Here is a 23,109-nt window from a genome sequence, read left to right as displayed (position 1 = left end):
CCTAAACCTTGCATCCATCAACCTGAACCCATGAACATAAAAACCAAAGCAATCGTCATTTCGTCCCTAAAATACCAGGAAAAAAGCCTGATTGTAAAATGTTTCACGCAATCGGACGGACTTAAAAGTTATTTTGTTCGCGATGCATTTTCGAGTAGAAAATCCAACCAAAAAATCGCCTATTTTCAACCACTTTCAATCCTGGAAATCGAAGCCGTTCATAAAAACAAAGGCACGCTCGAAAATTTCAAGGAAATCAAAATGGCCTCGCCTTTCCATTCCATCCACACCGATATTGTCAAAAGCACCATCGTAATTTTCCTGTCGGAAATCCTGCACCACAGCATCCACGAAGAAGAAAAAAACGAACATTTTTTCGCCTTTCTCGAAACTTCTCTACTTTGGCTCGACAACCACGATGAAGTAGCGAATTTTCATCTTATTTTATTATTAGAAACCACAAAATATTTAGGTTTTTACCCCGATAATTCAGAATCGGATGCCAAATTTTTCGAAATGATTGAAGGCATTTTTACACCATTTCACGCCGTCACTAGTCTCTCCGAACACGAAACCCATCTGCTCAAGAGATTGATGAATCTTAAATTTGACAGTGATCAAAAAGTTTTCGCTTCCATCGAAAGACAAATTCTACTCAAAATCCTGATTGATTATTATTCTTTACATCTAGATGGTTTCAGGAAGCCAAAATCGTTAGATGTCCTAAAGGAAGTTTTTGCATAATTTTGGCATGCCACTTTCAAAAAGGCAAATTCAGTTTGGCCATAGCCTTTTCGAAAATGCTGTCGGGCTTTCCGTTACAATCTTTTCTTTTTTAAAGAAAAAAAGAAAAGGATTTCCACTGCAATCCCTCACGCGAGCGTTAACCGTTAACATATCCCCAAAAGCAACAACTTACAACCCACAACCTATAACTATTTATCCAAAATTCATTACTTTCGCAAATTGATTTTAGAAAACGACAAAATGAGCACAAAATTTACTGAATATAAAGGACTTGACCTGCCAACTGTAGCATCTGAAGTACTTGATTTCTGGAAAAAGGAAAACATCTTTGAAAAAAGCGTAACTACACGCGAAGGAAACCAACCTTACGTATTTTTTGAAGGTCCGCCTTCAGCAAACGGATTGCCTGGAATTCACCACGTAATGGCGCGTGCGATTAAGGATATTTTTTGTCGTTATAAAACCCAAAAAGGCTTTCAGGTAAAAAGAAAAGCAGGTTGGGACACTCACGGTTTGCCAGTAGAATTGGGAACTGAGAAAGAACTCGGCATCACAAAAGAAGACATCGGAAAAACCATTTCCATAGAAGAATATAACGAAGCTTGTAAAAAAACAGTAATGCGTTACACCGATGTGTGGAACGACCTTACTGAAAAAATGGGCTATTGGGTAGATATGGAAGATCCGTATGTGACCTACAAGCCAAAATATATGGAGTCGGTTTGGTGGCTTTTGAAACAAATCTACGATAAAGGTTTGCTGTACAAAGGTTACACGATCCAACCGTATTCTCCAAAAGCGGGAACAGGATTGTCTTCTCACGAAGTAAACCAGCCGGGAGCTTACAGAGATGTTACTGATACTACGATTGTAGCACAATTTAAGACATTGCCAGAAACTTTGCCATCGTTTTTGCAAGGTTTTGGAGAGGTGCATTTCTTGGCTTGGACCACAACACCTTGGACTTTGCCATCCAACACCGCTTTGACAGTAGGGCCAAAAATCGATTATGTTTTAGTAAAAACGTTTAATCAATATACTTTTGAACCGATAAATGTGGTTTTGGCTAAGAATTTAGTTGGAAAACAATTCGGGAAAGGATTTTTTGCAAGCGAAGAAGAGGCTGATTTTGACAAAGTGAAAAACGGCGACAAACAGCTTCCATATAAAATTTTAACCGAAGCAAAAGGTTCTGATTTGGTCGGTATCAAATACGAGCAATTATTGCCTTACGCTTTGCCTTACCAAAATCCAGAAAATGCTTTCAGAGTAATTTCAGGAGATTTCGTTACTACGGAAGACGGAACAGGAATTGTACACACGGCTCCAACTTTTGGTGCTGATGATGCGAAAGTAGCCAAAGAAGCTACACCAGAAGTTCCACCAATGTTGGTTTTAGACGAAAACGGAACTCCAGTTCCACTGGTGGATTTACAAGGAAAATTTACTTCACACATGGGCGATTTCGCTGGAAAATATGTGAAGAACGAATATTACGATGCTGGAACGGCTCCTGAAAAATCGGTTGATGTTGAAATCGCCATCCGATTAAAGGAAGAAAATAAAGCTTTTAAAGTTGAAAAATACGTTCACAGTTACCCACACAGTTGGAGAACGGACGAACCGCTTTTATATTATCCATTGGATTCTTGGTTCATCAAGGTGACGGACGTAAAAGACAGAATGTTCGACTTGAATGAAACCATCAACTGGAAACCAAAATCTACTGGTGAAGGACGTTTCGGAAATTGGTTGAAAAACGCCAACGACTGGAACCTTTCGCGTTCAAGATATTGGGGAATTCCGTTGCCAATCTGGAGAACCGAAGACAAAAAAGAAGAAGTATTGATTGGTTCTGTCGAAGAATTATACAATGCTATCGAAAAATCAATTGAAGCAGGTTTCCAAAAAGAAAATCCGTTTAAAGGTTTCGAAATCGGAAATATGTCGGAAACCAATTATGATTTGATTGATTTGCATAAAAATGTAGTCGATGGAATTACTTTAGTTTCGGCTTCAGGCCAACCCATGAAGCGTGAAAGTGATCTGATTGACGTTTGGTTCGATTCTGGCGCGATGCCTTACGCCCAATGGCATTATCCTTTTGAAAACAAAGATAAAATAGATGGCAACAAAGATTTTCCAGCCGATTTTATTGCAGAAGGTGTGGACCAAACCCGTGGTTGGTTTTATACGCTTCACGCCATCGGAACCTTGGTCTTCGATAAAGTAGCTTATAAAAATGTAGTGTCAAACGGTTTGGTTTTAGACAAAAACGGAATCAAAATGTCTAAAAGCAAAGGAAATGCGGTAGATCCGTTTACAACCATTGCAGAATATGGCCCTGATGCGACACGTTGGTACATGATTTCGAATGCAAATCCGTGGGACAACTTGAAATTTGACATTGAAGGCGTTGCTGAGGTGCGTCGAAAATTCTTTGGAACGTTATACAATACCTATTCGTTCTTTAGCTTATATGCAAATATTGATGGTTTCAAATACGATGAAGCGGAAGTTCCATTAAACGAACGACCAGAAATTGACCGTTGGATTTTATCCGAATTGCATACGTTGATAAAAGTACTGGATGAAGCTTACGCAGAATACGAACCAACTAAAGCCGCACGTGCCATCTCTGATTTCGTTCAGGAAAACTTGAGCAACTGGTACGTTCGTTTGTGCAGAAGACGTTTCTGGAAAGGCGAATATGCCCAAGATAAAATCGCAGCGTATCAAACCCTATATACTTGTCTTTTGACGGTTGCAAAACTAAGCGCTCCAATCGCTCCGTTCTTTATGGACAAGCTTTACAGAGATTTAACACAGGCAACACGGTCGGAAAATTATGACAGCGTACATTTGGCCGAATTTCCAAAACAAGTTGAAAACTTTGTTGATAAGTCGTTGGAGAGCAAAATGCAGAAAGCACAAACCATTTCATCATTGGTTTTATCACTCCGAAAAAAGGAAATGATAAAGGTGCGCCAACCGTTGCAAAAGGTAATGATTCCAGTACTTGACGCAAATTTCAAGGCAGAAATAGAAGCTATTTCCGACCTGATAAAAGCGGAAGTAAACGTGAAGGAAATCCAACTTTTGGACGATGCTTCGGGTATTTTGATTAAGCAGATTAAGCCTAATTTCAAGACACTTGGACCGCGTTTTGGAAAAGATATGGGATTGATTTCCAAACAGATACAAGATTTGTCACAGGAAAAAATCAATCAATTGGATGCCAGCGGTTTTACAATTGTGGAGTTATCAGGAAATAGTATAACTTTAACAAAAGAAGATGTAGAAATTACATCGCAAGATATTGAAGGCTGGTTGGTTGCAAATGCTGGAAATATCACGGTTGCTTTGGACATTACAATCTCCGAAGAACTAAGAATGGAAGGGATTGCGAGAGAATTAGTCAACAGGATTCAGAACATCAGAAAAGATTCTGGTTTTGAAGTTACTGACAAGATTGTGGTTCGATTAGAGAAAGACGGGATTTTAGAAGAAGCCATCCGAAATAACGAAGAATACATCAAATCGGAAACATTGACGGAACAGTTGATTTTTGAAGAAAATATTACAAATGGAACGGAAATTGAGTTCGACAACATAAAAACAAAATTATTAATTACAAAATAACCCGAATATGGTAGATGAAATAGCACGATACTCAGATGCTGACCTAGCAGAGTTCAAAGAGATTATTTTAGGAAAAATACAAAAAGCACAATCTGATTTAGATTTGATCAAGAGCGCCTATATGAATGATTTGAATAACGGAACGGACGATACGTCTCCAACATTCAAAGCATTTGAAGAAGGCAGTGAAACAATGTCTAAGGAAGCAAACTCGCAGTTGGCCATCCGTCAGGAGAAATTCATCCGCGATTTGAAAAATGCGCTTTTCCGTGTGGAAAACAAAACGTACGGAGTTTGTAAGGTGACTGGAAAATTAATCGGAAAAGAAAGATTGAAAATTGTTCCTCACGCTACAATGAGCATCGAAGCGAAGAATCTTCAAAGATAATTTTTAAAAAATACAATTCTTAAATTCCAAATAGCAATGTCAATCTTGGCGTTGTGATTTGGAATTTGTGTTTTTTAGAGAATTGTATTTTTTAGGATTTGGAATTTAGTTACTTTTGCAATTCAAAAATTTAAAAATGTCATTAAAGAAAGCTTATTTGTTGGTTATTATATTGTTGATAATCGACCAAATATCAAAAATATACATCAAGACTAATTTTATGCTCGAGGAGAAAATCAAGGTTTTCGGGCAGAACTGGTTCCAGATTTATTTTATTGAAAACGAAGGAATGGCGTGGGGTGTTGAGATCCCGGGCGATTACGGAAAGCTTTTCCTAACGCTTTTTAGATTGGTTGCTGTTTGTGGTATTGGATATTGGTTGCACGAATCGGTGAAAAACCGCAGTTCTAATTATCTGATTGTGGCGATAGCTTTGATTCTAACAGGAGCTTTCGGAAACATTGTGGATTCTGTTTTTTACGGTATTATTTTCGATCACAGCCACGGTCAGACCGCTACTTTGTTTTCAAATGATCCTTACGGAACACTTTTTCACGGAAAAGTGGTAGATATGCTTTATTTTCCAATCATAGAAGATTATGTGCTTCCGGAATGGTTGCCAATCTGGGGCGGAAAAGAATTCACGTTCTTCAATGCAATTTTCAACATTGCCGATATGGCGATTTCTACAGGAGTTGGAATCTTGATTGTATTCAACAAGAGGGCTTTCGGATCAAATCACAACGAGCAGGATACTGTTTTCAAGAATAATTTACAGTAATTTATCTTTTTTAGAATAAGAAAGTTTTAAAAGGAATAGATTTTATTTGGGGTTATACAGAGGTCAAGTTTGACATCATTTTCGAAAACATCTAAAATTTCGTCTTCGGCTTCAAAAAAAGACAACCCAATTTTTAAAACATCAGCCTTGCATTCTGAAAGAAACCGGTCGTAAAAACCTTTGCCATAACCCACGCGATTTCCTTTTGTATCAAAAGCCAAAAGCGGAACAAAAACCACTTCAATTTTATTCGATGGCACTTCTATTCCATCAACAGGTTCGGGAATATTGTATTCGTTTTTCTTGATTCGGGTGTTATCCGTTAAAAGGAAATGCGTCATTTTTCGGGTTTCAAAATCACTTTTGGAAACAATCACTTCTTTGTCTTTTCCGGCTAAAAGATGCAGTATGAATTCAGTGTCAACTTCTTTATGTTCAACAATTGGCAGGAAAATATGAAAGTAATTCTTCTCCCAGATTGGAAGCGAGATGATCGTATTGGCAATAGCCAGACTTTTCTCTTCAATATCATTTTCGGATAAAGACTGTCGGAGGTTTTTATATTTTATTCGTAAATCTTTCTTATTCATCTGATTTTATTAACTCATTGGAAATATGATACAAAGCATCACCTTGATACACAATCGGAGAATGATTTGCATTGATGATGTAACCATCGTTGGGAGCTTTCACTTTTTGCTCAAATTTCCCGAAAGGGTCGGTAATGGCTCCTAAAACGAATCCTTTTTTGACGTAACAGCCAATTTTATTGTAATCCAAAAACAAACCCGAACGATTCGCCCTAATCCAGCTCGATTTTTCAATGTAGATGCTCGCTATTTCTTTTTGTATAGCGTGAAGTTTCGGATTAAGCATTCCCAAATAATCCAAGATTCGTTTGGCACCGTTCACACCTTCCTGGGCAATATCGTTGTTGATGTCGAGTGATTTTCCGCCTTCAAAAAGCAACATTTTTACGTTGAGTTTTTCACTCGAATTTCGAAAAGAGCCGGCGATATTTTTTGAATACAACGTAAACGGTGCATCAAAAATATCGGCGAGTTTTTTCAATTCTTCGTTGTTGGGAACAATCCTGATCTGTGGTGCATTGAATCGGCTGGCTCCACCTGCGTGAAAATCCACACAGTAATCTACAATCGGCATAATTTCCTTTAAAATATGATAGGCAAATCGAGAAGCGAGCGAACCGTTTTTGCTTCCTGGAAAAACCCGATTCAAATCCCTTCCATCTGGAAAATCCCTAGACTTGTTTACAAAGCCAAACATATTGACAATTGGAATACAAATAATGGTTCCCGTTTTTGGCTTGTTTATTTTTTGGATGATGATTTGCCTCACAATCTCGACACCATTGATTTCATCGCCGTGAATTCCTGCAGAAAAAAGGACAATTGGTCCGTCAATTTTCGACCGTTCGATGATGATGGGAATCTTCAATTTTGTGGTGGTATGGAGTTTCGCAATTTCCATATTGATGGTTTTACTTTCTCCCGGAAGAATGTTTTCTCCTAAAATAGTGATTGGCGTCGGTTTGGATTTCTTCATATCAATTTCAAAAATATAAAAGTAGTTAAATTCTGAATGTGGTAACAATTTCCGTGGGTTTTCGTCATCACATTTCCGTAACTTTGCATTTATGACTTCACCTCCAATAAATTTACAGATTCAAACCCTGCCCGACAGTCCGGGTGTTTATCAATATTATGATAAGGAAGGTAAGATTTTATATGTTGGAAAAGCCAAAAACTTACGCAAAAGGGTTTCTTCTTATTTCAATAAAATTCACGATACGGCCAAGACGAATGTGTTGGTGAAAAAGATTGTAACCATCAAACACATTGTGGTTCCAACCGAAACCGATGCGCTGTTGTTGGAAAACAATCTGATCAAGAAACTGCAACCGCGATACAATGTGATGCTTCGTGATGACAAGAGTTATCCGTGGATTTGCATCAAAAGAGAACCGTTTTCGAGAATATTTTCTACTCGGAGAATGATAAAGGATGGTTCAGAATATTTCGGACCCTATACCAGTTTTAAGACTGTTCACACGATTTTGGATCTGATAAAGGAATTGTATCCGCTCCGAACGTGCAATTATGATTTGAATCAGAAAAACATCGAAAGCGGAAAATTCAAGGTGTGTTTGGAATTCCACATCGGAAATTGCAAAGGTCCTTGTGAAGGTCACGAATCTCTAGAAAATTACCAACAAGAAGTTGATGCCATCCGGGAAATATTAAAAGGAAATTTTAAGGAAAGCCTCAAGGATTTCAAAAAGAAGATGATTCTCCTGGCTCAAAATATGGAGTTTGAAGAAGCACAGAAATTAAAAGAAAAGATTGAAGTTTTGGAGAATTACCAATCGCGATCGATGGTTGCCAATCCAAAAATTACGAACGTGGATGTCTTTTCGATTGTATCAGATGAAGGTGCCGCTTACGTGAATTTCCTACAGATATCACACGGTTCGATTATCCGTTCGCATACGATGGAACTCAAAAAGAAACTCGATGAAACCGATGAAGAGCTTTTGGAATTGGCGATTATTGAAATGAGGGAACGTTTTCATTTGTTATCCAAAGAAGTGATTGTTCCGTTTGAAGTGGATTTGGGCGAAAATATAAAAGTGACCGTTCCGCAATTAGGAGATAAAAAACAGATTCTGGAATTGTCCATCCGAAATGCGAAATTCTTCCGAATGGATCAAATGAAGCAAATGCAGATTGTAGATCCAGATCGTCATACCAACCGAATAATGGCGCAGATGAAGAAAGATTTGCGACTTCACGAAGAGCCTCGTCATATTGAATGTTTTGATAATTCGAACATCCAAGGTACAAATCCGGTTTCGGCTTGTGTGGTTTTCAAAGATGGAAAACCGAGTAAGAAAGATTATCGTCATTTTAATATCAAAACCGTCGAAGGACCGAATGATTTTGCTTCGATGGAAGAGGTGGTTTATAGAAGATACAAGCGACTTTTGGATGAAAATCAACCGCTGCCTCAATTGATTATTATTGACGGAGGAAAAGGCCAATTGTCATCTGCCTTAAAAAGTATCGATGATTTGGGTTTGAGAGGGAAAATTGCCATTATCGGGATTGCTAAACGCTTGGAAGAATTGTTCTATCCAGGTGATTCTGTTCCCTTGTATCTTGATAAGAAATCGGAAACGTTGAAAGTCATCCAGCAATTGAGAAACGAAGCACATCGTTTCGGGATCACGTTTCACCGAGATAAACGAAGCAAGGCCGCTCTAAATTCATCTATCGAAAGCATTCCAGGAATTGGCGAGAAAACGATGCAAACATTAATAAAACATTTCAAATCGGTTAAGCGATTAAAATTAGCAACTGAAAAGGAAATATCCGAAGTCGTGGGACTTTCAAAAGCCAAAAAAATTACCGACTTTTACCAAGCCCCTAATAATTAATCTAGTAAGATGAAAAAATACATTCTTGTGATTGTCCTGTTTTGCTGTCTAGCTGTATTTTCACAGGAAAAAGGGAGCGAAAAGAAGCCAAAAATTGGATTGGTTTTGAGCGGTGGAGGTGCGAAAGGTCTCGCTCATATCGGCGTCTTGAAAGTTTTGGAAGAAGCTGGGGTCGAAGTGAGTTACATCGGCGGAACCAGTATGGGTGCTATCATCGGCGGATTGTATGCTTCGGGATATAATGCCCATCAGATAGATTCTATTTTTAAAGTTACTGATTTTGATGAAGTTGTAAGGGATTTTATTCCAAGATCTTCCAAAAATTTCTACGAAAAAAAGAATGACGAAACCTATGCCATTTCGCTTCCGTTTGAAAATTTCAAAATAGGTGTTCCAACTGCTTATTCAAAAGGGCTGAACATTTATAATATGTTGAATAAACTCACGCATAATGTTCGGCATGTTAGAGATTTCAACAAGCTTCCCATACCCTTTTTATGTATTGCTACTAATATTGAAAACGGACAACAAGTCTTGTTAGATAAGGGATATCTTTCCCAGGCAATGCTTGCAAGTGCTACATTTCCTTCCTTGTTTTCTCCTGTTTTGATTGACGATCAAATGCTCATTGATGGTGGTGTTGCCAATAATTATCCTATTGACGAAGTACGAAAATTAGGCGCAGATATTATAGTAGGAGTAGATGTTCAGGACGATTTGAAAGATCGAAATTCGTTGAATAATGCAACAAGGATTCTTATTCAGATTTCCAATCTTCACATGATTGAAAAGATGAATAAAAAGAAAAGACAGACGGATATTTACATCAAACCCGATATTAAAAATTATACGGTTATATCATTTGATGAAGGTAGCGACATTATAAAAAAAGGAGAAGAGGCTGGATTTTCGGTGTATGAGAAACTGAAAGAATATGGAAGCAATTTCAACAAAGAAAAAAAATCAATACAAAAATGTACGGTTGATTCGCTTTCAATAGCAGAAATAAATATCAATAAACTAGACAATTATACGCGTGCCTATGTGCTGGGAAAATTAGGTTTCAAGGCAGGAAGCAAGATTACGTATGATAATTTAAAAGTAGGTATTGATAATTTAAATGCGACTCAAAACTTCAGTTCAATGGGGTATTATTTTGAGAACAAAGACGGAAAAGATATTTTTAATTTGAATCTAATAGAAAATCCTACCAAGACATTTTTACGATTCGGGCTTCATTATGATGATTTATATAAGAGTGCGATCTTGATTAATTTTACTAAGAAGAAAGCGCTTTTTAAAAATGATGTAGCTTCGTTGGATGTAATTCTTGGAGATAATTTCAGGTATAATTTCGATTATTATATTGATAATGGTTTTTATTGGAGTTTTGGGTTCAAATCCAAATACAATAGTTTCAACAGGAATATTTACACTGATGGAACTGATGATAACGTTTTTGGGGGTCTCGGTTTAACTTCTATAAATGTAGATTTTGAAGATTTTACCAATCAAGTATATATGCAAACAATATTCAAGCAAAAGTTTGTTGTGGGAGTAGGTTTGGAATGGAAAAGCGTAAAATTGACTTCACAGACGTATGAGGATGCCACTGACTTTAGTAGCAATAGTTTTCTAAATGCTATTGGTTATATAAAATACGACTCTTTTGATAATTTCTACTTTCCATCGACAGGATGGTATTTCATGGGAGACATCCAAAGTTTTATTTATTCAAAAAATTTAGAAAAAGATTTCAGCCGTTTTTCCTATGTAAAAGGAGATTTTGGTTTTGCACAATCGATAACAGACAAATTTACTGTTGTGGCGCGAACTGAAGGCGGATTTACCATAGGTGATGAAACTATTCCTTTCTTGGATTTTGTTCTGGGAGGATATGGATTTAATAAAACCAATAATTTTAGACAATTCTATGGGTATGATTTTCTTAGTTTGTCGGGAGATAGCTACGTAAAGGCAACATTTACTTTGGATTATGAAATTTTCAAAAAAAATCATTTGAACTTTTCAGCCAATTTTGCAAACATAGATTACAATTTGTTTGAATCCAAGGATTGGTACGGAAAGCCAAAATATTCCGGTTATGCTTTAGGTTATGGACTCGAAACCATAATCGGTCCGATTGAAGTGAAACATACATGGTCGCCAGAAACAAAAGATCATCATACTTGGTTCAGTGTTGGATTTTGGTTCTAACTTCTGTAAAAAAATATAAGCCATGTTTTTTGTGTTAATTATTACATAAAAAACTATATTTGGCTATTCAACAATAAATATTCGAATCTATGTCAATTTGGAGAAGGAAATCATTATCAATTTTAATGGCGGAAGCATCAGAAGATGAAAAAGGATTAAAAAGAACATTATCTTCAAGAGCTCTGGTAGCCTTAGGAATTGGGGCAATTATTGGAGCAGGACTATTCTCATTAACAGGAATTGCAGCGGCAGATCATGCCGGTCCAGCAGTAACGCTATCGTTTGTTTTGGCCGCTGTTGGTTGTGCCTTTGCAGGATTGTGTTATGCAGAATTTGCGTCAATGATTCCCGTTGCAGGAAGTGCCTATACCTATTCCTATGCAACAATGGGAGAGTTTGTAGCTTGGATAATTGGTTGGGATTTGGTTTTAGAGTATGCTCTTGGAGCCGCTACCGTTGGTGTAAGTTGGGGTTCTTATTTGAATAAATTACTAGCTCAGTTCGGAATGACAATTCCGCCAGAATTTGCCAGTGCGCCATCTGAAGGTGGAATTATAAACTTGCCAGCCATTTTTATTGTTTGTGTCTTGTCGCTTTTGTTGATAAGAGGAACAAAAGAATCAGCATTTGTAAATAATATTCTTGTGGTGATGAAATTGATCGTAGTAATCATTTTTATTGTTCTAGGATGGCAATACATCAACCCAGATTTCCATGTTCCTTATATTCCTGAATTTGTTCCAGCACATGTTGATCCTCAAACGGGTGAAAAGGTGGGCGAATTTGGAGGAATGTCTGGTATTGCCGCAGGAGCAGGATTAGTGTTTTTTGCTTTCATTGGTTTTGATGCAGTTTCTACAGCAGCGCAAGAGGCAAAAAATCCTCAAAAAGGAATGCCGATTGGTATTTTGGGATCGCTTTTGATTTGTACGGTATTATATGTGTTGTTTTCCTATGTAATGACAGGATTGGTTCCTTACACAGTTTTTAAAGGAGATGCTTCTCCGGCAGCAACAGCATTTGCAGTGACAGGATATACTTTCTTGCAAACAGGACTGATAGTCGCTATTTTAGCAGGATATACATCTGTAATTTTAGTGATGTTGATGGGGCAAAGCCGCGTATTTTATTCAATGAGTAATGACGGATTATTGCCAAGATTCTTTGGAGACATCCATAAAAAATTTAGAACACCTTGGAAAACAAATATCTTTTTTATGGTTTTCGTAAGCATTTTTGCAGGTTTTGTTCCAATCAAAGATTTAGGTCACATGGTAAGCATCGGAACACTTTTTGCATTTTCCTTAGTATGCCTTGGAATTTTAATCATGAGAAAGAAAATGCCAGAAGCCACACGTTCGTTTAGAGTGCCTTTAGTTCCTTTTGTCCCAATTGCAGGAATTGTAGTTTGTTTCTACTTGATGTATTCACTTCCTGCCGAAAGTTGGTTGCGACTTTTGATCTGGATGGCTCTAGGAGTGGCTATTTACTTTGTATACGGTAAAAGCAGAAGTAAGCTAAATAATCCGCAATAGATTTATAATTAATAATAAAAAAAGAGCTGTAAATTTTAGAGCTCTTTTTCTGTTTAAAGGACTAATATTTAATGAATTATTTCGTTTTTATTCCATAAAAATACCCCAAAGAAATCTCCCTGGGGTATTTAACTTTCCCGTTTGGAAAGAACAGCAAAGACCAAAAACAAATAACAAAATAAAACTAAAAATTAAAACTGACACCGGAATAGAGCCCAATGAAATAGGGTTTGAAATTCCCAGCATCTTTATTGAACGTATTGATTTGATATTTAAACATAGGCTCAAAATTAGCCTCAAATGATTTCCAAAAACGGTATCTGAAACCTAAACCAACGTTTGTACTAAAATGTATGTCGTTCAGGTTTTTTGCCTTTCCTAAACTAGCCGACATGGTAGAGGAAGCTACAGAAACTTCATTTTCATTAAGAAACAAAGTACTTAAACCCCCAATTACATTGATTCCAAATTTCTTATCAATCAATTTATACGACATTTCTACAGGAACTTCATAATAACCCATTCTCTGGGTCATTGTGCCTTGGTTAGTGTTTTGTATTCCATTATTGAAAGGCCGTAAGGCTTCTGAGTTATTCAAGCTGACAACTTGTATGGTCGAACCAGCAGTAGAGCTTGTTAGATTTCCAAAACTTACTTGGTCCATTGCGGCAAAAAAGACAACGTCATTTGTGTTGTATCCCAAAGTGAATTTATTCACTCCAGTTCTAACAGTAAGTTTCTTGTTTACGGCATAGTTCACCCCAACGCCAAAACTCATATTGTTTTCATACGATTTATTATTATCTGCAAATTGCCCGTCAATTGGGGAGCCATTGGATGTAGAATTGAAAAAAATAGGTGCAACACTAGATGTTATTTGCCACCTATTTTTTTTGGATTCGGCAATCTTTTCTTCTTCTTTTTCATTTTTCTTTAGCAATTCTTCCAGTGCATTGGGTTCTGAAAGGGCAAGAGCTGTTGAATCTTTCTTCTTTACATCGGTTTTAGTACCATCAATAAAAGAATTATCCAGATGGATGTTTTGTCCTTCAATGGATTTTTGATTTGATGCAATCGATGAATTTGATTTTTCTTGATCAGATATCCCGTTGGCTATTGCATTTTTCTCTTCTGTGTTTAAATTCGAGTTGATGTCTTTTATGCTATTGGTTTGCAAGTCTTTTTTGTTTTTTTCATTTTTAGAATTGTTCGCAATAGCATTTACATCGTTATTAGAAATAGCATTTTTATTCACAGATTCTTTCCTGTTTTTTTCAGTTTTAGAAGCATTATTTACAATCGCTTCCGCAGAATTATTTACAGAATTTCTAACTGATTTCTTTTTGGCAGGAGATTTTTTAACTTCCGTTGAAATAGTTGCAACAGCATTATTTTGTTCTAAAGAAGCTTCAGAATTAACTTCTCCAGATTTGTTTTTTGAAGATTTGCTTTGATTTACAATGGCATCGTCATTGGTTTTTTCCGAGCTATTAATTCCGTTTGTTTTTTGATCTGTAGAAGGGTTTACATGATTTTCAATACTATTATCGGTGTTGTTCTCACTGGAATTTTCAGTATTTACGACTTCTTCCTTCTCCAGAGATTTTAAAGTTGAATTTTCATTTGATTGCTTCTTGGTTTCTATAACAACTGGATTGTTTTCAACGGAAGTTGCATCATCAAATAGAAAATTAAATGCAAAGAATCCCAAAATTAAACCCGCAGCAATTCCTGTCAGTTTGAACCAGAATGGAATTACTCTCCGTTTTTTCTTTTCCCGTAATGCCGCGTCAATGTTAAGCCAAATCTGTTCGTTTGGCTCCACTTCGAAATCCTTGAATTTCTCTTGAAACAGTCTGTCTATGTTTTTTTTATCGCTCATTTCGCTGATGGTACTATTTTTTTTCCTGTGTGAAGGTCTATTTTTTCTTTCAGAATCGCTCTGGCTCTTGCCAAATTTGATTTTGTGGTTCCGGTAGTAATTTCAAGCATATCCGAAATTTCTTTATGAGAATATCCGTCGAGGACATATAAGTTAAAAACCAACCGATAACGATCGGGAAGTTCTTGGATAATACTCATTAAAAAATCCAATGAGATACTTTCATCATCAAGTTCTAGGGTTTCTTCTTCTTGAATGTCTTCGTTTACAATTTCTAAAAAACGAACTCCTGTTCTGTATTTTTGAAGTGCATTGTTCACCATTATTCGTTTTGCCCAGCCTTCAAAAGAACCTTTGAAGTTGAATTGGTCAATTTTTTTGAATATGATGATGAATCCGTCTTGCAGATTGTCTTCGGCCTCGGCATAATTTGCTGAATACTTCAAGCAGACGCCAAAAAACTTCGCAGAAAACAATCTATACAATTGTTCCTGAGCTTTTGCATCATTTTTCTTGCAATCAGTAATCAGCTGTTCTAAACCCACAGGCTTTTGTTATTAATTATAAGTTACAGGAATTGATACTTCTTCAAAAACATCATTTCCATTCACATCTTTACCTTTGTAAAATTTAAATACATAAGGCTGAGAGGCATTTTGAATGCCTTCAACTTTAAAATCGAAGACGACTTCAAGTGGTTCCGGATTTTCAAGCTCTTGACATTCGGGATTATCCAAAACATAGGTCTGAATTCCTACTATTGTCGTGTAGCCTTCGGTCTTGTAATAGCAACCTTCGTAGACATGGCAATTTGAAGGTTTTTTATAGGTCATTTTAATTTCATAATTGCGTCCAACGGCTACACTTTCAGGCACTTGAAAACTTTCCACAGGAAGGATTTCATAATAAAACGTAGGTTGATTATTACCTTCTTCTAACGAACAAGAGCCTAGTGTGATAACAGCTAATAAAAGCAATGCAATCTTTTTCATTTTAGAGTTTAAATTTTTCTTTTTATATGGTTTTATAATAGATGCGTTTTCTGAGTTTTGGTTGCGTTTAAGTAAAAAAAAACATCCGTTTTTGGCGGATGTTTTTAGTATTTATGCGTTGTTTTCTTTTATCTGATCTTTAATTTTCAACTCAAGTTCTTCGGCCATTTCGGGATTGTCTTTTATCAAGGATTTCACCGCATCACGGCCTTGGCCTAGTTTAGTGTCACCATAGCTGAACCAAGATCCGGCTTTCTTAATGATTTCGAACTCAACAGCCAAATCCAGGATTTCACCATTTTTAGAAACACCTTCTCCATACATAATGTCGAATTCAGCCGTTTTAAAAGGCGGCGCCACTTTGTTCTTCACCACTTTTACTTTGGTTCTGTTTCCAATTACATTTTCACCATCTTTAATTTGAGATGAACGACGGATGTCCAAACGAACCGAAGCATAAAATTTCAAGGCATTACCACCCGTTGTAGTTTCTGGATTTCCGAACATCACTCCAATTTTCTCTCTCAACTGGTTGATGAAGAAAACCGTACAATGTGTTTTGCTTATCGTTCCTGTTAATTTTCTCAAGGCTTGCGACATCAATCGAGCGTGAAGGCCCATTTTTGAATCTCCCATTTCGCCTTCGATTTCACTTTTTGGAGTCAACGCGGCAACCGAGTCGATGACCACGATGTCAATTGCTCCCGAACGGATTAGGTTTTCAGCAATTTCCAACGCTTGTTCCCCGTTGTCTGGTTGTGAAATGATAAGGTTTTCGATATCTACACCTAATTTCTCTGCATAATTTCTGTCGAAAGCATGTTCCGCATCAATAAAGGCAGCAATTCCGCCTGCTTTTTGAGCTTCTGCGATCGCGTGAAGCGTCAAAGTCGTTTTTCCTGAAGATTCAGGACCGTATATTTCAATGATTCTACCTTTTGGATAACCGTTTACGCCAAGGGCCAAATCGAGACCAAGTGAACCAGACGAAATAGTTTCTACTTCCTCAATGGCTTTGTCTCCCATTTTCATCACCGTACCTTTTCCGTAGGTTTTGTCTAATTTGTCAAGTGTTAGCTGTAAAGCTTTTAACTTCGCTTCTTTCTCTGAACTCATCTTTTCTTTCATATAATGTTAGGCACTTATTTTTCGTAAAAATAGTTTTTTTTGGGTTGTAAAATGATTTAAATGAAATAATTTATCGACAGATTATTAATTCCTCAAGCCGTGCAATCGTGCCACATATTTTCCCACAACATCAAACTCCAAATTGATTTTGGTGCCAACTTTGAAGTTTTTAAAATTCGTATGTTCGTATGTATAAGGAATAATCGCCACGCTGAATTCATTTTTATTTGAATTGACAACCGTCAAGCTCACTCCATTCACGGTAATTGAACCTTTTTCAATAGTAATGTTGTTCCAATTTTCATCGTATTCAAAGGTATAATACCAGCTACCGTTTGCGTTTTCAACATTCTTGCAAATTCCAGTTTGGTCCACGTGTCCTTGAACGATGTGTCCGTCTAGTCGGTCGCCTAATTTCATGGCGCGTTCCAGATTTACGATATCGCCAATTTGCCAATCACCAACATTTGTTTTTTCGATGGTTTCTCGGATGGCAGTTACCGTATAAGCATCTTCACTTAAAGCAACAACCGTCAGGCAAATACCATTATGCGAAACACTTTGATCGATTTTCAATTCATTTGTGATGGAGGAAGTGATGGTAAGATGCAGATTGTCGTTTTCTTTTCGAACTTCTTTCACCGTCCCGAGGGATTCTATGATTCCTGTAAACATTTCTTGTTTTATTTTACTAAATTTGCACCTCAAAATTAGCAATAAATAACTGAAGAGCATGAAAAAAGCAGAAAATATAATCGTTGGAATTTCAATCGGAGATTTGAACGGTATTGGAAGCGAAATAGTACTGAAGACGTTCGAAGACCCGCGAATGCTCGAAATGTGTACACCGGTTATTTTTGCCAATGTAAAAACGCTTTCGTTTCTTAAAAAAAGTTTCGAATCGACTACAATGCTTCACGGAATTGACAAGCTCGATCAGGTTCTTACTGGAAAAATCAACGTACTGAATGTTTGGCGCGAAGGCTTTACGTTAGAGTATGGCGTAAACGACGAAACTGTTGGAAAATTTGCCATCAAGTCGTTTGTTGCCGCAACGGATGCTTTAAAAGAAGGTTTGGTTGATGTTTTGGTGACCGCTCCAATCAATAAATATAATGTACAATCGGAAGAATTTAAATTTCCAGGGCATACCGATTATCTGAATCAGGAATTGGAAGGAAATGCCTTGATGCTGATGGTTCAGGATAACTTGAGAGTCGGATTGCTGACCGATCATGTTCCGGTAAACGAAGTGGCCTCGCATTTGACAGAAGCATTGATTCGCCAGAAAATTGAAACCGTTAAGCAATCTTTGATTCAGGATTTCAGCATCAATAAACCAAGAATTGCCGTTTTAGGATTGAATCCGCATGCAGGTGATGGTGGTGTTATTGGAAAAGAAGACGACGAAATCATCAGGCCGGTTATTAAGAAAATGTTCGAAAAAGGAACACTGGTTTTTGGGCCTTATCCAGCCGATGGTTTTTTTGGCAATGCCCAATATGAAAAATTCGACGCAGTTATTGCAGCCTATCACGATCAAGGTCTGATTCCGTTTAAGACGTTGTCTTTTGGAAATGGGGTGAATTATACAGCAGGTTTGGACAAAATTCGAACTTCTCCAGATCACGGAACCGCGTATGATATTGCAGGAAAAGGAATTGCAGATTATAATTCGTTCAAAGAAGCTGTTTATTTGGCACTTGATATTTATAATTCCAGAAATCAATATGCCGAAATCACTAAAAAACCATTGAAAACAAAGGAAAAACACTTATAAACAAAAAAATGTTTATAACCCTTTTGAATTTGCGATAAATTTATATCTTTGCACTCCCAAGTTTTGGGCAAATTGTTGACACCATGAAGCAGCTAAATGAGTTTTTAATTCCTTTTGTAGGGTTAAAGTTAGGGAAACATCAGTTTGAATATCAAATAAATAAAAAGTTCTTTGATCACTTTGGCTATGACGACTTTGAAAGTTCGGATATCAAAGTAAATGTAGTTTTGGAAAAGAAAAGTACCATGCTTGAGGTGAATTTTAAGCACAAAGGTACCGTTCACGTTCCTTGCGACCTGACCAGCGAAATGTTTGATTTGCCTGTTAAAGGTAAATTAAGGTTGGTGGTTCAGTTTGGAGAGGAGTTCAATAATGACAATGAAGAGTTGTTGATATTGCCACACGGAGAACATCAAATCGATGTAAGTCAATACATCTATGAAATGATTGTGCTCTCGATTCCATTAAAACGTGTTCACCCAGGAGTAAAAGACGGAAGTTTGGATACCGAAGCCCTGAAAAAACTGAAAGAACTCACAGTCAAAGAAAAGAAGAAAGAGGTTAAAGAAGAAGAGAATATCGACCCACGTTGGGACAAATTAAAACAACTATTAACGGATAAATAATATAGTAAAATGGCACATCCTAAAAGAAAAATCTCGAAAACAAGAAGAGATAAGAGAAGAACTCATTACAAAGCTACTGTTGCTCAAATCGCTACATGTCCTGTAACTGGAGAGGCACATTTATACCACAGAGCTTACTGGCACGAAGGTAAAATGTACTACAGAGGACAAGTTGTTATCGACAAGTCTGTTGCTGTTGCATAATACATTTTAGCAGTTAAAATTTAAACTCTCCCCCGTGAGAGTTTTTTTTGTTGTTTAAAACTTTCGTGTTAAATAACACCTTTTAAAGCCTTTGGGTTAGAAATTTTTTTGTAATTTCAACAACTTTTCTGACCTGATTATCAGAAAACAAACAAGCATCCCTATGAGTACAATTACAGCCGCAATTACTGCTGTCGGAGGATATGTTCCCGATTTTGTGTTATCAAACAAAGTCCTTGAAACCATGGTAGATACCAATGATGAATGGATCACTTCAAGAACAGGAATTAAAGAAAGAAGGATATTAAAAGGCGAAGGTTTGGGAACTTCCTACCTTGCCATAAAAGCCGCCCAAGATTTAATAGTGAAAGGAAACATTGATCCGTTGGAGATTGATTTGGTTATCCTTGCTACTACAACCCCAGATATGCCAGTAGCTTCTACGGCTGTCTATGTTGCAACAGAAATTGGAGCAACAAACGCCTTTGGATACGATCTTCAGGCCGCATGTTCTGGATTTTTATTCGGAATGTCTACTGCTTCAGCATTCATTCAATCAGGAAAATATAAGAAAGTATTATTAATTGGAGCCGATAAAATGTCTTCAATTATTGATTATACGGATCGTGCAACTTGCATCATCTTTGGAGATGGAGCAGGTGCTGTTTTATTCGAACCAAACTACGAAGGTCTAGGAATTCAAGATGAATTTTTGAGAAGTGACGGAGTTGGTAGAGAATTCTTGAAAATCGATGCAGGAGGTTCTATACTTCCAGCTTCGGCAGAAACAGTGGCGAACAAGCAGCATACTGTTTTCCAAGACGGAAAAACAGTTTACAAATATGCTGTTTCTGGAATGGCAGATGTAAGCGAGAAAATATTGGAACGCAACAACCTTACAAAAGAAGATGTAAACTGGTTGGTTGCCCACCAAGCAAACAGAAGAATCATCGATGCAACGGCCAGCCGAATTGGTTTGGAAGAAGATAAAGTATTGGTAAATATCGAACGATATGGAAATACTACTTCTGGAACTTTGCCATTGGTACTTTTTGATTTCGAGAAGAAATTCAAGAAAGGCGACAACATCATTTTCGCTGCTTTCGGTGGCGGATTTACTTGGGGTTCTATCTATTTAAAATGGGCCTACTAATAAAACGAACAAACTATAACTAAAAATAAGATATCATGGATTTAAAAGAAATTCAAAACCTAATCAAATTTGTAGCAAACACGGGAGTTGCCGAAGTAAAATTAGAAGTTGACAACGTGAAAATCACGATCAGAACAACTTTAGAAGGAAATACTCCAGAGATTACTTATTTACAGCAAGCTCCAGTACAACAAGCTTTGCCACAAGCAGCACCAGTTGCTCAAGCAGCACCTGCTACGCCAGCGGCTCCAGCAGCACCAGCAGCTGATGATACTTCAAAATACATCACAATCAAATCGCCAATTATCGGAACTTTCTACAGAAAGCCATCTCCAGACAAACCCGTTTTTGTAGAGGTTGGAGCTTCAATTGGTAAAGGTGATGTTCTTTGTGTTATCGAAGCAATGAAACTTTTCAACGAAATCGAATCTGAAGTTTCAGGAAAAATCGTTAAAATTCTTGTAGACGATATGTCTCCAGTAGAATTCGATCAACCATTATTTTTAGTAGATCCTTCTTAATTTTAGATTTTAGATCTTAGATTTTAGATTGAAGATTTCTTTCAAGAATCTTCAAAAGAGTCAAAATTATCTAATTTATAAATTGTCTAATTTTCTAATTAAAAAAAGATGTTTAAAAAAATATTAATTGCCAATAGAGGTGAGATCGCATTGCGTATCATCAGGACTTGTAGAGAGATGGGCATCAAAACTGTTGCTGTTTATTCTACTGCCGATGCGGAAAGTCTTCACGTTAAATTTGCAGATGAAGCGGTTTGTATCGGACCTCCGCCAAGTAATTTATCTTACTTGAAAATGTCTAATATCATTGCAGCGGCAGAAATTACAAATGCTGATGCAATCCATCCAGGTTATGGTTTCCTTTCTGAAAATGCTAAATTTTCTAAAATCTGCCAAGAACATGGAATCAAATTCATCGGAGCTTCTCCTGAAATGATCGATAGAATGGGTGATAAAGCTACGGCAAAATCTACCATGATTGAAGCCGGAGTTCCTTGTGTTCCAGGTTCAGAAGGAATTTTAGAAGACTTCGAGCAAGCCAAAAAAGTAGCCAAAGAAATAGGTTATCCTGTTATGATGAAAGCTACTGCTGGTGGTGGTGGAAAAGGAATGCGTGCCATCTGGAAAGAAGAAGATCTATTGAAAGCTTGGGAAAGTGCTCGTCAAGAAGCCGCTGCAGCCTTCGGAAACGACGGTATGTATATGGAAAAATTGATCGAGGAACCACGCCATATCGAAATCCAAGTAGTTGGAGATTCTTATGGAAAAGCGTGTCACCTTTCTGAAAGAGATTGTTCTGTTCAAAGACGTCACCAAAAATTAACCGAAGAAACACCTTCGCCATTTATGACCGATGATTTGCGTCAAAGAATGGGAGAGGCTGCTGTAAAAGCTGCAGAATACATCAAGTATGAAGGAGCTGGAACAGTTGAATTCTTAGTAGATAAGCATAGAAATTTCTATTTTATGGAAATGAATACGCGTATCCAAGTTGAGCATCCAATTACAGAGCAGGTTATTGACTACGATTTGATTCGCGAGCAGATTATGGTTGCGGCAGGTATTCCAATTTCTGGAAGAAACTATTTGCCACAGCTTCACGCTATCGAATGCCGTATCAATGCGGAAGATCCATACAATGATTTCCGTCCTTCTCCAGGAAAAATTACAACTTTGCATACGCCAGGAGGACACGGTATCCGTCTAGATACTCACGTTTATTCAGGATATACAATTCCACCAAATTACGATTCAATGATCGCTAAATTGATTACTACGGCTCAAACAAGAGAAGAGGCAATCAATAAAATGAAACGCGCTCTTGACGAATTCGTAATCGAAGGGATCAAAACTACAATTCCATTCCACAGACAATTGATGGACGATCCAAGATATGTTGCAGGAGATTATACAACTGCCTTCATGGACGACTTCAAAATGAACGAGCCTAAATAGGTAAAAAACATATTACTTTAAAAACCTCACAGGAATGTGGGGTTTTTTGTTTTAAAAAAGATTTATGTTTTGGGTAAATTTTATACACAATAGGACTTCTTTTCTACACATTTCCCAAGTGATGGATTTCTTGAAAAATTTAAATCCCTTTATTTACAGTTATTTACACCAGTGAGAGGTTTCTTTAAATTTTTGGTACAATAATTTCATTATAGTAAACATCAATAGATAACAACACACTTAAATATAAATAGTAAATATCATGAGAAAGATAATAATAGCAATGGCAGTAGTTTTTGGAAGTTTTACAACTTTCGCAACTGTGTCACCAGTTTCGAATACAGAGCAAACAGTTTTAGTTCAGGACTTTAAAGAAATTAAGGCAGAAGAATTGCCGGAAGCAGTGAAAACAGCTTTGAAGACTTCTTATCCTGATGCAACTTTAGCGAAAGCTTATGTAAACTCAAGTAACGAGTATAAATTAGATATCACAGTTGGAGACCAGAAGGCTACTGTTTATGCGGATGCCAATGGAAACTGGATAAAGAAATAAGTTAGGGTAACTTATGATTTTGTTTTTGTTAGAGAGACTCACCTAGTG

At 37.0% G+C, this 23,109-nt stretch carries 21 protein-coding genes; 14 read left to right on the top strand and 7 right to left on the bottom strand.

The window, feature by feature from the left end:
- The first annotated feature begins 30 nt into the window (after positions 1–30).
- From recO to ACI6PS_RS04200, 4 genes are all read left to right on the top strand, one after another.
- Entirely contained in the window at positions 31–744 is a 714-nt protein-coding gene (gene recO, locus ACI6PS_RS04215; RefSeq protein ID WP_421011301.1) for a DNA repair protein RecO, read from the top strand.
- A 243-nt stretch (positions 745–987) separates the two neighbouring features.
- Positions 988–4,389, top strand: a complete 3,402-nt coding sequence (ileS, locus tag ACI6PS_RS04210) for an isoleucine--tRNA ligase (protein WP_421011300.1) — start codon at positions 988–990, stop codon at positions 4,387–4,389.
- Positions 4,390–4,396: 7 nt separating this feature from the next.
- The gene (locus tag ACI6PS_RS04205; protein WP_421011299.1) at positions 4,397–4,777 is read left to right on the top strand and encodes a TraR/DksA family transcriptional regulator; all 381 of its coding nucleotides are present in this window, start codon (positions 4,397–4,399) and stop codon (positions 4,775–4,777) included.
- 136 nt (positions 4,778–4,913) lie between these two features.
- Complete coding sequence (locus ACI6PS_RS04200; protein WP_421011298.1) at positions 4,914–5,558, top strand: lipoprotein signal peptidase; 645 nt, start codon at positions 4,914–4,916, stop codon at positions 5,556–5,558.
- Between the two features lie 26 nt (positions 5,559–5,584).
- Here the strand turns inward: ACI6PS_RS04200 and ACI6PS_RS04195 are convergent, their stop codons facing one another.
- Positions 5,585–6,148, bottom strand: a complete 564-nt coding sequence (locus tag ACI6PS_RS04195) for a 5-formyltetrahydrofolate cyclo-ligase (protein ID WP_421011297.1) — start codon at positions 6,146–6,148, stop codon at positions 5,585–5,587.
- Positions 6,141–7,124 carry a succinylglutamate desuccinylase/aspartoacylase family protein gene (locus ACI6PS_RS04190; RefSeq protein ID WP_421011296.1) on the bottom strand — a complete coding sequence of 328 codons (984 nt, stop codon included), beginning with the start codon at positions 7,122–7,124 and terminating at the stop codon, positions 6,141–6,143. Before ACI6PS_RS04190 ends, ACI6PS_RS04195 begins: the two co-directional genes overlap by 8 nt.
- Before the next feature lie 91 nt (positions 7,125–7,215).
- Between ACI6PS_RS04190 and uvrC the strand changes: the two genes are divergently transcribed.
- The 3 genes from uvrC (at position 7,216) to ACI6PS_RS04175 (ending at position 12,767) form a co-directional block, all read left to right on the top strand.
- Positions 7,216–9,015 (top strand): excinuclease ABC subunit UvrC, encoded by a 1,800-nt coding sequence (uvrC, locus tag ACI6PS_RS04185; RefSeq protein WP_421011295.1) that lies wholly within the window; start codon positions 7,216–7,218, stop codon positions 9,013–9,015.
- 9 nt (positions 9,016–9,024) lie between these two features.
- Positions 9,025–11,232, top strand: coding sequence for a patatin-like phospholipase family protein (locus ACI6PS_RS04180; RefSeq protein ID WP_421011294.1), 2,208 nt, complete (start codon positions 9,025–9,027; stop codon positions 11,230–11,232).
- An 89-nt stretch (positions 11,233–11,321) separates the two neighbouring features.
- Positions 11,322–12,767, top strand: coding sequence for an amino acid permease (locus tag ACI6PS_RS04175; RefSeq protein WP_421011293.1), 1,446 nt, complete (start codon positions 11,322–11,324; stop codon positions 12,765–12,767).
- 184 nt (positions 12,768–12,951) lie between these two features.
- Here ACI6PS_RS04175 and ACI6PS_RS04170 read toward each other — a convergent pair whose 3' ends face one another.
- The 5 genes from ACI6PS_RS04170 to ACI6PS_RS04150 all read right to left on the bottom strand — a co-directional run bounded on the left by ACI6PS_RS04170 (position 12,952) and on the right by ACI6PS_RS04150 (position 17,444).
- Positions 12,952–14,649, bottom strand: a complete 1,698-nt coding sequence (locus ACI6PS_RS04170) for a hypothetical protein (RefSeq protein ID WP_421011292.1) — start codon at positions 14,647–14,649, stop codon at positions 12,952–12,954.
- Positions 14,646–15,194, bottom strand: a complete 549-nt coding sequence (locus tag ACI6PS_RS04165) for an RNA polymerase sigma factor (protein WP_421011291.1) — start codon at positions 15,192–15,194, stop codon at positions 14,646–14,648. The genes ACI6PS_RS04170 and ACI6PS_RS04165 overlap by 4 nt, the downstream gene beginning before the upstream one ends.
- Positions 15,195–15,206: 12 nt before the next feature.
- Positions 15,207–15,641 (bottom strand): hypothetical protein, encoded by a 435-nt coding sequence (locus ACI6PS_RS04160; protein ID WP_421011290.1) that lies wholly within the window; start codon positions 15,639–15,641, stop codon positions 15,207–15,209.
- A 111-nt stretch (positions 15,642–15,752) separates the two neighbouring features.
- Positions 15,753–16,757 carry a recombinase RecA gene (gene recA / locus ACI6PS_RS04155; protein ID WP_421011335.1) on the bottom strand — a complete coding sequence of 335 codons (1,005 nt, stop codon included), beginning with the start codon at positions 16,755–16,757 and terminating at the stop codon, positions 15,753–15,755.
- A gap of 96 nt (positions 16,758–16,853) precedes the next feature.
- Positions 16,854–17,444: a riboflavin synthase gene (locus ACI6PS_RS04150; protein WP_421011289.1), complete on the bottom strand. Its 591-nt coding sequence runs from the start codon at positions 17,442–17,444 to the stop codon at positions 16,854–16,856.
- A 58-nt stretch (positions 17,445–17,502) separates the two neighbouring features.
- Between ACI6PS_RS04150 and pdxA the strand changes: the two genes are divergently transcribed.
- The 7 genes from pdxA (at position 17,503) to ACI6PS_RS04115 (ending at position 23,061) form a co-directional block, all read left to right on the top strand.
- Entirely contained in the window at positions 17,503–18,549 is a 1,047-nt protein-coding gene (gene pdxA, locus ACI6PS_RS04145; protein ID WP_421011288.1) for a 4-hydroxythreonine-4-phosphate dehydrogenase PdxA, read from the top strand.
- A gap of 83 nt (positions 18,550–18,632) precedes the next feature.
- Complete coding sequence (locus ACI6PS_RS04140; protein ID WP_421011287.1) at positions 18,633–19,175, top strand: YceD family protein; 543 nt, start codon at positions 18,633–18,635, stop codon at positions 19,173–19,175.
- A gap of 9 nt (positions 19,176–19,184) precedes the next feature.
- The gene (rpmF, locus tag ACI6PS_RS04135) at positions 19,185–19,379 is read left to right on the top strand and encodes a 50S ribosomal protein L32 (RefSeq protein WP_121312109.1); all 195 of its coding nucleotides are present in this window, start codon (positions 19,185–19,187) and stop codon (positions 19,377–19,379) included.
- Between the two features lie 163 nt (positions 19,380–19,542).
- Positions 19,543–20,532, top strand: a complete 990-nt coding sequence (locus ACI6PS_RS04130) for a beta-ketoacyl-ACP synthase III (protein ID WP_421011286.1) — start codon at positions 19,543–19,545, stop codon at positions 20,530–20,532.
- A 35-nt stretch (positions 20,533–20,567) separates the two neighbouring features.
- Complete coding sequence (gene accB, locus ACI6PS_RS04125) at positions 20,568–21,053, top strand: acetyl-CoA carboxylase biotin carboxyl carrier protein (RefSeq protein ID WP_421011285.1); 486 nt, start codon at positions 20,568–20,570, stop codon at positions 21,051–21,053.
- 108 nt (positions 21,054–21,161) lie between these two features.
- Positions 21,162–22,508, top strand: a complete 1,347-nt coding sequence (gene accC, locus ACI6PS_RS04120) for an acetyl-CoA carboxylase biotin carboxylase subunit (RefSeq protein WP_421011284.1) — start codon at positions 21,162–21,164, stop codon at positions 22,506–22,508.
- A 262-nt stretch (positions 22,509–22,770) separates the two neighbouring features.
- Positions 22,771–23,061: a hypothetical protein gene (locus ACI6PS_RS04115; RefSeq protein WP_421011283.1), complete on the top strand. Its 291-nt coding sequence runs from the start codon at positions 22,771–22,773 to the stop codon at positions 23,059–23,061.
- Positions 23,062–23,109: the final 48 nt, after the last annotated feature.

The sequence above is a fragment of the Flavobacterium sp. PLA-1-15 genome (assembly GCF_049060005.1).
In the GTDB taxonomy this organism is placed as follows: Bacteria; Bacteroidota; Bacteroidia; order Flavobacteriales; family Flavobacteriaceae; genus Flavobacterium.
This window is presented reverse-complemented; position numbering and strand designations above follow the sequence as displayed.

What these genes read in the sequence shown, in the direction of transcription:
- recO (WP_421011301.1), top strand. Translation starts at nt 31, where the DNA reads ATGAACATAAAAACCAAAGCAATCGTCATTTCGTCCCTAAAATACCAG.
- ileS (WP_421011300.1), top strand. Translation starts at nt 988, where the DNA reads ATGAGCACAAAATTTACTGAATATAAAGGACTTGACCTGCCAACTGTA.
- ACI6PS_RS04205 (WP_421011299.1), top strand. Translation starts at nt 4,397, where the DNA reads ATGGTAGATGAAATAGCACGATACTCAGATGCTGACCTAGCAGAGTTC.
- ACI6PS_RS04200 (WP_421011298.1), top strand. Translation starts at nt 4,914, where the DNA reads ATGTCATTAAAGAAAGCTTATTTGTTGGTTATTATATTGTTGATAATC.
- ACI6PS_RS04195 (WP_421011297.1), bottom strand. Translation starts at nt 6,148, where the DNA reads ATGAATAAGAAAGATTTACGAATAAAATATAAAAACCTCCGACAGTCT.
- ACI6PS_RS04190 (WP_421011296.1), bottom strand. Translation starts at nt 7,124, where the DNA reads ATGAAGAAATCCAAACCGACGCCAATCACTATTTTAGGAGAAAACATT.
- uvrC (WP_421011295.1), top strand. Translation starts at nt 7,216, where the DNA reads ATGACTTCACCTCCAATAAATTTACAGATTCAAACCCTGCCCGACAGT.
- ACI6PS_RS04180 (WP_421011294.1), top strand. Translation starts at nt 9,025, where the DNA reads ATGAAAAAATACATTCTTGTGATTGTCCTGTTTTGCTGTCTAGCTGTA.
- ACI6PS_RS04175 (WP_421011293.1), top strand. Translation starts at nt 11,322, where the DNA reads ATGTCAATTTGGAGAAGGAAATCATTATCAATTTTAATGGCGGAAGCA.
- ACI6PS_RS04170 (WP_421011292.1), bottom strand. Translation starts at nt 14,649, where the DNA reads ATGAGCGATAAAAAAAACATAGACAGACTGTTTCAAGAGAAATTCAAG.
- ACI6PS_RS04160 (WP_421011290.1), bottom strand. Translation starts at nt 15,641, where the DNA reads ATGAAAAAGATTGCATTGCTTTTATTAGCTGTTATCACACTAGGCTCT.
- recA (WP_421011335.1), bottom strand. Translation starts at nt 16,757, where the DNA reads ATGAGTTCAGAGAAAGAAGCGAAGTTAAAAGCTTTACAGCTAACACTT.
- ACI6PS_RS04150 (WP_421011289.1), bottom strand. Translation starts at nt 17,444, where the DNA reads ATGTTTACAGGAATCATAGAATCCCTCGGGACGGTGAAAGAAGTTCGA.
- pdxA (WP_421011288.1), top strand. Translation starts at nt 17,503, where the DNA reads ATGAAAAAAGCAGAAAATATAATCGTTGGAATTTCAATCGGAGATTTG.
- ACI6PS_RS04140 (WP_421011287.1), top strand. Translation starts at nt 18,633, where the DNA reads ATGAAGCAGCTAAATGAGTTTTTAATTCCTTTTGTAGGGTTAAAGTTA.
- rpmF (WP_121312109.1), top strand. Translation starts at nt 19,185, where the DNA reads ATGGCACATCCTAAAAGAAAAATCTCGAAAACAAGAAGAGATAAGAGA.
- ACI6PS_RS04130 (WP_421011286.1), top strand. Translation starts at nt 19,543, where the DNA reads ATGAGTACAATTACAGCCGCAATTACTGCTGTCGGAGGATATGTTCCC.
- accB (WP_421011285.1), top strand. Translation starts at nt 20,568, where the DNA reads ATGGATTTAAAAGAAATTCAAAACCTAATCAAATTTGTAGCAAACACG.
- accC (WP_421011284.1), top strand. Translation starts at nt 21,162, where the DNA reads ATGTTTAAAAAAATATTAATTGCCAATAGAGGTGAGATCGCATTGCGT.
- ACI6PS_RS04115 (WP_421011283.1), top strand. Translation starts at nt 22,771, where the DNA reads ATGAGAAAGATAATAATAGCAATGGCAGTAGTTTTTGGAAGTTTTACA.